An 8,545-nucleotide genomic window follows, 5' to 3' on the forward strand; every position below is an offset into this window, starting at 1 on the left:
CCGCACGGTGATCTCTCCGGATGCGGTGAACTACCGCGACGCCTCGGGTGCGTTCAAGCCGGTGGACAACGACCTGGTCTCCGCGGCCGCGAAGGCGGGTGGGGCGAGCACCGGGTGGCAGAACGCCGCCGCCGGCTACGACGCCGCGTTCCCCACCGACCTGACCAAGCCGGTCACCATCACCGACCAGAACGACGCCGCCCGCTGGGTGTCGCTGCAGCTGAACCCCACCCAGGCGGCGGCCCCCGCACCCGCCTCGCCCGCCGCACCTGCCTCGCCTGCCGCCTCGACCGCGACGTCGACCGCAGCTCCTGTGCCGGCCCCCACTGCCGAGGCGACCGCGTCGGCGAAGGCGGCCAGGTCCCTGGCCTCGGCGCCGGCGTCCGCACCGGCCACGAGCACGATGTCCTCGAGCACGGCGGGGGCGCCGACTGAGGTGCCGGTCGCTGCGGCGCCGGGCGTGGTGTCCGGCGATGAGGTGGTCTACGACAACGTGCTGCCCGGTGCCGATGTGACGTTCCAGGCGCAGGGGTCGGGGGTCAAGGAAGCCATCACCCTGGACAGCGCTGCTGCGCTGCCCGGGGGTGCGCTGACCTACACGATCCGGACCGGCAAGGACCTGAAGCTCACCGAGACCGATGACGTGGTCGCGGTGACCACGGCGGCGGGGGCGCCGGTGTTCGTGATCCCGGCCCCGTTCCTGGACGACGCGAAGGGCGCGCACTCCGACGACGTCGACGTCACTATCGCCCCCGACACCGCTGCCGGGGCGGGGGTGTACGCGATGACGGTGACCCCGTCGAAGGACTGGCTCGCCGCACCGGAGCGGGTGTGGCCGGTGGTCTTGGACCCGACCATCCAGTACCCGGACCCGATGCTGGCCTGCTCGCTGCGCTCCGCGGCCCCGACGGTCAGCAACTGCAGCGGCTCCAGCGTCCCGCTGTCGTGGGATGCCAGCACCGGCACCCAGGAGCGCGCGATCCTGCGGTTTGAGTCCCTCGCCGATGCCGTCCCGGCGGATGCGATCATCGCCGACGCGCAGCTGCAGCTGAACATCGCCTCCCCGGCCGCGGGCACCACCGCGCCCACGGGGGCCGCGGCCAGCGTGGATGTGCGTGAACTCACGAAGTACTACGAGCCCGGCGCGTCGTGGAACCAGGCCACCAACACCACCGCGTGGGCCACCCCCGGCGGTGACCGCGCCGCCCTGGTCAGCGCCCGCACCCAGGTCGTCGCCAACGGCACCTACCAGAACATCGGTGTCTCCGAGCTCGTGCAGCGCTGGGTGGAGGGCACCTCCACCGCCCACGGCTTCGTGCTGGAGAAGACCTCCGCCACCGCCGGCGGCGCCCGCGTCGTCGTCGGCGCCCCCTCCGCGGGGGCCACGACGGCCCCGAAGTTGCAGGTCATCTGGGAGCCGCGGGTCGGTGACCGCAAGGGCAACTCCGCTCTGCTCACCGAGGAGCTCGACGACCGCACCACCGTGACCGTGAACCCGGCCACCGGCAACGCCGCCGTCGAGACCTCCGCCCTGGCCATCGCCGGGGTCGGGCTGGACTTGAATGTCACGCAGACGTCGAACTCGCTGAGCACCAACTTCCGCACCGCGACCGGGTACGGGTGGAACTCCTCCATCGGTGACCAGCACCTGCAGCGCTACGGCAAGACCACCTTCTACCGCGACGGGGCCGGGACGAACTGGACGTTCTACCTCGCCGTCGACGGCACCTGGGTGCGCCCGCTCGGCCTGGACGTGGACCTGGTGCAGAACGCCAACAACACGTTCACGATGACCGACCGCCGCGCCAAGGTCGTGACCTCGTTCGTGGACATCGGCTCCCCGGCGGGTGAGTGGTACAAGCCGGCCACGATCACCGACCGCAACGGCAACGCGATCACCTTCGCCTACGACGCGACCGCCCGCACCCCCTACAACGGGTGGAAGATTCTCCGCTCGGTCACCGACACCCGCGGCCGGGTCCTCACCGTCGCCAACGGTGGCGCGTACAACGCCTTCATGGAAGACGTCCAGGGGCGGTCGGTGTACTACACCATCACCAACGACAACCTGACGACCTTCAGCAACGGCGCCGGCGGCGACACCACCTACACCTACGACGCCGCCCGCCGGGTCACCTCCATCACCGTCCCCGAAGGCCAGCGCACCGAGCTGACCTACGACCGGGGTGGCCGGGTCCTCACCCTGAAGCGGATCACCGCCGACGTCGGCACCAAGACGTGGACCTTCGCCTACACCCCCTTCACCCGCACCGCGGGGGTGTCCTCGACGAAGACCACGGTCACCGATTCGAACAACCACAACACCGTCTACACCTCCGACGGCCGCGGCCGCGTCATGGACGCCACCGACGCCCGCGGCAAGAAGCGATCCGGCACGTACACCCCCAATGACGATGGGGCCACCGCCACCGGTGCCACTGCGGGCGCGGGTGGGGCAGGCCAGACGACTGTCGACACCTACGACTCCGTTGGGTCGTCACCGCAGGCCGCGACGTGGAACCTCAGCTCCTCTCGACTCCCCAGCGGAGCCGGGATCAGCAACACCTACGGCACCGGCACCCGGCTCTACGACGTCATGACGTCCACCGACGCCCGCGGCAACGTCACGACCAACACCTACGACACCGTCGGCAACCCGACGTCGTCGACCACCGGTGGGCTGACCACGAAGAACCTGTACCAGGGCAACACCGATCCCGACTACGGCGGCACCGTGAACTGCGGGCCCACCGTCAACAACGTCATCACCGCGACGAAGGCCGGGGTGCTGTGCGAGACCCGCGACGGCGCCTACGTCAAGGGCGCCACCGCCGCGTCGACCACCGCGCACCGCGTGGCCTACCGGTACAACGCCAAGGGTGAGCTCGTCACCCTGCTGCCCGGCACCCCGTCCGCGCAGCAGCAGCAGACCTTCGCCTACGACACCCTGTCCCGGCTCACCTCGACCACCGACGGGCGCGGGCAGGCCACCACCTACAGCTACGACGCGATGGACCGCGTCATCTCCACCAGGTACGCCGACGGGCGCGTGGTCAACACCTTCTACGGCGCCCCCGGCGGCAACGGCTGGCTGAAGGCCGTCGAGGAGTTCCCCTCGGCCACCGCCACCACTCCCGACCGGGCCACCGACTACGTCCGCGACGGCCTCGGCCGGCTCAAGCGCACCGAGGCACCCGAGGACGTCATCTCCCTCGGCTACGACCTCGGCGGCAACCTCACCAGCTACACCGACAACGGTGGCGCGGTCAGCTACGGCTACAACGACGCCGACCAGCTCACCTCCCTCGCCCTGCCCGGCGGCACCTGCACCGGGCAGAGCATCACCAACCCCGGCGCTGCGTCCACCAAGTGCGTCCTGTTCGCCGTCGACGACGACGGACGCCGCACCAACACCCGCTACCCCGGCGGGCAGAGCATGGCCACCACCCTCGACGACTCCGGCCGCCTCAAGCAGGTCATCGGCACCACCCTCGCCGGCACGACCAGCACCCCGCGGCTGAACCTTGCCTACACCTACACCGACACCGCCGCCCCCACCTCGGCCACCAACCCGACCAAGGACACCGCCCTGGTGTCCTCGGTCACCGACGCCCTGTCCGCGGCGAAGACGACCTACAGCCACGACGGCCTGGACCGGCTCACCGCCGCCTCCACCGCGCCCACGGCCGGGGGAGCGGTCACCCGCTACGAAGGCTTCTGCTACGACGGCGCCGGTAACCGCACCGCCTACCTCAACACCACCGCCACCACCTGCACCAGCGGCACCCCGGCCGCGTCGTTCACCTACAACGGCGGCAACGAGCTCACCACCGCCACCGGCGTCACCCCCACCGGCGCACCCCTCACCGGCACCGGGTACACCTACGACGGCAACGGCAACCAGACCAGCTCCAAGTCCGCGCCCGGCCTGAGCACCACCTACAACGCTCAGGAAGCCGCCGCCAGCTTCACCCCCGCCGGCGGCACCGCCATCGCCCAGGCCTACGCCGCCGGCAACGGCGGCAACGGCGAACGCATCCGCTCCGGCACCGGCGCCACCGCGACCAGCTTCGCGGTCAGCCCGCTCAGCCCCGCCCCCGCCTGGTCCAAGACCGGCACCACCTCCACCTGGACCGTCCGCGACCCCAGCGGCACACTGATCGCCGTGCGCATCGGCAGCTCACCCACCACCACGACGGAGTACTACCCCTTCACCGACAACGTCGCCTCCGTCCGCGCCATGGTCAAGGCCGACGGCACCCTCGCCAACACGTACAGCTACTCCGCCTACGGCAGCACCCTCAACGCCACCGAAGCCGCCGGCGCATCTCAGCCCTTCCGCTACGGCGGGGGGCACACCGACGCCGCCACCGGCCTCGTCAAGCTCGGCATCCGCTACTACGACCCCACCCAAGGCCGCTTCACCCAGCAAGACCCAACCAGCCAGGACCGGTACGCCTACGCGTATGCCTTCGGAAGCCCTACCAGTCACGCAGACCCCACGGGCGCTATTCCCCCTCTTCTGATCGCCGCGGGAGTGGCCGCGGTTCGGGCGGCCGCGCCGCATGTTGCTCGGGCAGCGGCCCCGTACGTGCGCCAGGTGGTTCGAGTGGGCGGAGGTCGCGTGTCTCTGGGTCCGGCAAGGAATCACTGGAAGAGGATGAGTCCAGGGATGCAAAGTGTTGCTAGGTACCATGTGCACGTGGAGAAGCGTTACGGAGGGATCGACAACTGGGTTCGCGGGACGAACCGGACATGGTGGAAGAACGGCTGACGTGGGCGGAGCAGGAGGGCAGTGGGTTGGATCTGAGTGAGGTCGAGGACATCGTCAAGACTGCCGCCCAAGACGTCGGCGGGCTATCCATCAGTAGCGATAAGGACGCCGGATACATCAGAATCTTTATTGGTCCACCATCGGGTGACCCCGAATCCGTCTCTGGCGACCCGCAGGTGCGGATCTGGACTTCCGGTACTGAAGCCTTCTTCATTGATGTCCCCGGAGGGTTCGGGTACCAGGAGTTCGATGACGTGCCTGAAGGCCAGGTCGCGACACTTCACCTACTAGTCACGCTAGCCAGCAGGTATCTACACGGTCACTTCGAGGAGAAAGAAGAGCAACGCTCCTTTGGACGACGGAGACGCTACCTAGAAATTTCTTCGAGAAACGAGGTCTATCGACTGTATCAGAGGTGAGTTTAGGCCCTCCTGGCTCTCGAGACGCCATAAGCCGCGCCGCACACGGCGTCCGCGTCAGCCGACATCGGGGTGTTGACGAAGGTGCTCATCGGCTCCCGCAGCAAGTCCGGCGACGCCTGCGCCAGCTGCTCGTCCAGGAAGCGCGCAGGTCCATCATGGGGTTGGCGGTCATCGCGTTGATCTCCTTCAAAGGCACTGTGAGAGGTCCTTCGAAGCATCACGCGGTGGCCGCCCTTTACGTCGTCGCCACGCCCGTCACGGGCCGGTCGTACACCACCTTGGGAGACTCCACTCCTTGTTGGCGCGCTCGACGCGGCCCGACCGTGTGCTGCCTCTGACCTCAGGAGAAGGCGTGGAAGTTAGGGCTTCAGCAGCGTCACCACGACGATGCTGGGCAACATGGACTCACTCGCCCGACCGTCACGCGGCGGACGTGATAATTGGGCAGCCGTCGTCTCGAGTACCGGGTGATCGGTGTAGACGCTGACGGCAACACAAGCCGGAGCTCGCATCCGGCCGCGATGCGTGGCGAATCGCAGCTCACATCAGTAGAACTAACAGGGTTGCAGTCAGACCCCCTTGATCGCGCCGCTGACATGCGTGAGTGGCGCCGAAAGCCCAGTCGATGCAGCTGCACGCCTGGCGTAGGAAGGGCACAGGGTCGATCGCCGCGTTGGGGTTGTGCACTTCGAAGTGGAGGTGGCACCCAGTGCTCGTGCCGCCGTTGCCGACTCGGCTGATGAGTTGCCCGGCCGTCACAGTGGCGCCGACCTTCACCAGGAGATCCCGCGGCGCCATGTGCCCGTAGACGGTGCGGTACCCCCCGGCGTGCTCCAGGACGATCCAGTGCCCGAACCCGCTCGCGGGCCCGCTGTTGACGATGCGTCCGGCTGAGGCGGCGTAGTTGTCATGGCCCATGTGAGGGGCTGGGCATCCCAAGGTGCTGGTGCTGCGGTCTCTCTGGACCACCTCCTGCGCTGTAACAGCACGCGGGATAATGTATGGAATCCCGTGCAATACCTGCGTCCCTGCGACGGTCATGACGGCACCCCGAACCGTTGCGGTACAGGACCAGCCCGGTTGTTGGACATGGTCGAAGGCCGTTCCACGAAGGCGTTCCAGCAGTGGTTGGCCACCCGCCCCCAGGCCTGGCGTGACGCGGTCGAGGTCGTGGCCATGGATGGGTTCACTGGTTACAAGTCCGCTGCCACCCAGGAGTTGCCCGCCGCGGTCACCGTGATGGACCAGTTCCATGTCGTCCGCCTCGCCGGGGACACCGTGGCCGAAGTCCGCCGCCGGCGCCAGCAGGAAATGCACGGTCACCGCGGCCGGGTCGGGGATCCGCTCTACCCAGCGCGGCGGCTGCTGCACACCGGCGCGGACCTGCTCACCGCCCGCCAGCACGCCCGGCTGAACTCCGTGTTCGCCACCGACGACCACGTCGAGGTGGAAGCGACCTGGGGCGTCTACCAGCGGATGATCGCCGCCTACCGCGACCCCGACCGCCGCGCCGGCAAGCAGACCATGACCGCCCTCATCGACACCCTCAGTACCACCATCCCGGCTGACCTCGTCGAGCTCCGCCGCCTCGGGCGGACCCTGAAGCGACGAGCCGACGACGTCCTGGCCTACTTCGATCGACCCGGTACGTCCAACGGCCCGACCGAGGCCATCAACGGACGACTGGACACCTACGCGGGTCCGCTTTGGGGTTCCGCAACCTCACCCACTACATCGCGAGATTGCTACTCGAGTCAGGCGGGTTCAGACCTCGCCTACACCCTGCTTTGTGAAGAGCCCGTTAACGCCGCACTCGTCGCAATAGATGTGATGCTTCTTTACCGAGCAAGGGGTGGAGTGCGAGGTCACCCAACACTTGGCGGCCAGACTCCCCCCCTAAGCGTCTGACGGCCTTGAGCATCATTAAGCGTTCACTACCCCGCCGTTCATCCGTTACGAGCCGCGTAAGCTCCGTGTAATGCCGCTTCGCGGCCAGCACCCCTAAAGCGTTGGCGAGTCCGGTGGCGGCCTCCGATTCGGGAGCCGTTTTGAGGTATGCGTCACGAAGATCGATCCAGTAAGCCGTGCCCTGGGGCTTCACCGTCAGTGCACGCGCAAGGCCATCTAGAACCCTGTCCGGATATCCACCTTTCTTAAGGTGATGCAGGAGTACTGGCAAGGCATCAGAATAGAAAGGGGGTCTAGATGTGGAATTAAGGAGATCCCACACCGAATCGACCCGTATCCCGACGTCGTCCAGATCGATGACGATCGGCCTCTCCGCGGCCGAAAGCTCGGCCATAGCTTGTGCTCGATCTACTTCATGTTTCGACAAGGCGGCTTGATACTCAGCATCACCCGCGAGCCTCCTCGCAAGGTCTACGGCAAGGATTGGGCCTTCTTGATTCGAGTCACTCATGAGATGAATCGTAGCTCCATCCTGTTCGCAGGGTTTTCGATGGCCCGGCGAAGTGGTTTACTGATCGTCGTGTCAGGTCGCACATACAGATGAAATTGCCGACCGGTTGATTGGGCATACTCCAGGCTATCCGTGAGCTGTCGCGTCAAAGCTTGATACTTCACGTTCTTAATCTCGGTCACGGCCTCCCTGCTTAGCCCGTCTAGGATTCGATTCCGCCCGCCGATCTTTTGGGCTGCCTTATCGCCGATTGCGTAGAACTCGCGCACGCGGGCCTCACCAGCTTGACCAGTTCTGACTGGCCCCGCACCGCCCCGCAGTTCTCGGCAGACTGCGATCTGGCGCTGTTGCAGGCTTTCGGTTGCGGTGGCCGAATGTTCAGCTCTGCCGGTTGCTTGTGCTCGTGCGGCGGCTTGGGCTGCTTTGCGAACGGACTGTGCTTGCTCCGCGGCTGTGGCGATGGCTTCTTCGGCTCGTTGCGCCGCGGAGCCGGCTTGGCTGGCGCCGCGGCCGAGTCCGCTGGCGGCGTTGCGGCCAATGGCGCGGGCGGCGGCCTCGGCTGTCTCCCGGGCCGCGTTGGCCGCGACTCGTGTGGCGGTCATGCCGAAGCGGGCTCCTGCCCCTCCTCCGGCGGTACCAAGGGAGACGATGGTGACGGCGGCGGTGGAGGCGCCGCAGCCGGCCAAGTAGGCGCCGGAGCTCTTGTTGACAGCACCAGGTGAAAGAGCGTCGTTGATGAGGTCAGTGGCGCCGAAGGTGGCGCAGCTGCCGAAGCCACCGAAGAAGTCGGCGACGCCTTGAAGGCTGGGGGCCTGCCCGGTGGTGTCGGCGTAGAGGAAGGGGTTGTTCAGGTGTCAACGGCGGACGAAAACGGACCCTCTATCGACGGATGAAAGTTGACCCCCGGGGGTCAGGTGGGGCCTCGTGGGG

Annotated in this window: 5 protein-coding genes and 2 pseudogenes; 3 read left to right on the forward strand and 4 right to left on the reverse strand. The window is 67.4% G+C overall.

Going from position 1 to position 8,545, the window contains the following annotated elements:
- The first annotated feature begins 7 nt into the window (after positions 1 to 7).
- Entirely contained in the window at positions 8 to 4,774 is a 4,767-nt protein-coding gene (locus GTR02_RS23660) for an RHS repeat-associated core domain-containing protein (protein WP_166606246.1), read from the forward strand.
- Positions 4,756 to 5,193 carry a hypothetical protein gene (locus GTR02_RS04340; RefSeq protein WP_166606247.1) on the forward strand — a complete coding sequence of 146 codons (438 nt, stop codon included), beginning with the start codon at positions 4,756 to 4,758 and terminating at the stop codon, positions 5,191 to 5,193. The genes GTR02_RS23660 and GTR02_RS04340 overlap by 19 nt, the downstream gene beginning before the upstream one ends.
- A 26-nt stretch (positions 5,194 to 5,219) precedes the next feature.
- On the opposite strand, the pseudogene GTR02_RS24895 reads toward GTR02_RS04340, so the two are convergent.
- Positions 5,220 to 5,414 (reverse strand): annotated as a pseudogene (locus GTR02_RS24895) (hypothetical protein); the annotation flags it as partial.
- Between the two features lie 322 nt (positions 5,415 to 5,736).
- The gene (locus GTR02_RS04345) at positions 5,737 to 6,237 is read right to left on the reverse strand and encodes a peptidoglycan DD-metalloendopeptidase family protein (protein WP_166606248.1); all 501 of its coding nucleotides are present in this window, start codon (positions 6,235 to 6,237) and stop codon (positions 5,737 to 5,739) included.
- Between GTR02_RS04345 and GTR02_RS04350 the strand changes: the two are divergent.
- Positions 6,238 to 6,989: pseudogene (locus GTR02_RS04350) on the forward strand (ISL3 family transposase); the annotation flags it as partial. It abuts the gene before it with no gap.
- 8 nt (positions 6,990 to 6,997) lie between these two features.
- On the opposite strand, the gene GTR02_RS04355 reads toward GTR02_RS04350, so the two are convergent.
- Both GTR02_RS04355 and GTR02_RS04360 read right to left on the reverse strand, forming a co-directional pair.
- A complete protein-coding gene (locus GTR02_RS04355) occupies positions 6,998 to 7,615 on the reverse strand; it encodes a hypothetical protein (protein ID WP_166606249.1) in 618 nt (205 codons plus the stop codon).
- Positions 7,612 to 8,217: a putative toxin gene (locus GTR02_RS04360; protein ID WP_166606250.1), complete on the reverse strand. Its 606-nt coding sequence runs from the start codon at positions 8,215 to 8,217 to the stop codon at positions 7,612 to 7,614. The genes GTR02_RS04355 and GTR02_RS04360 overlap by 4 nt, the downstream gene beginning before the upstream one ends.
- Positions 8,218 to 8,545: the final 328 nt, after the last annotated feature.

The organism is Kineococcus siccus (assembly GCF_009906795.1).
Lineage (GTDB): Bacteria > Actinomycetota > Actinomycetes > Actinomycetales > Kineococcaceae > Kineococcus > Kineococcus siccus.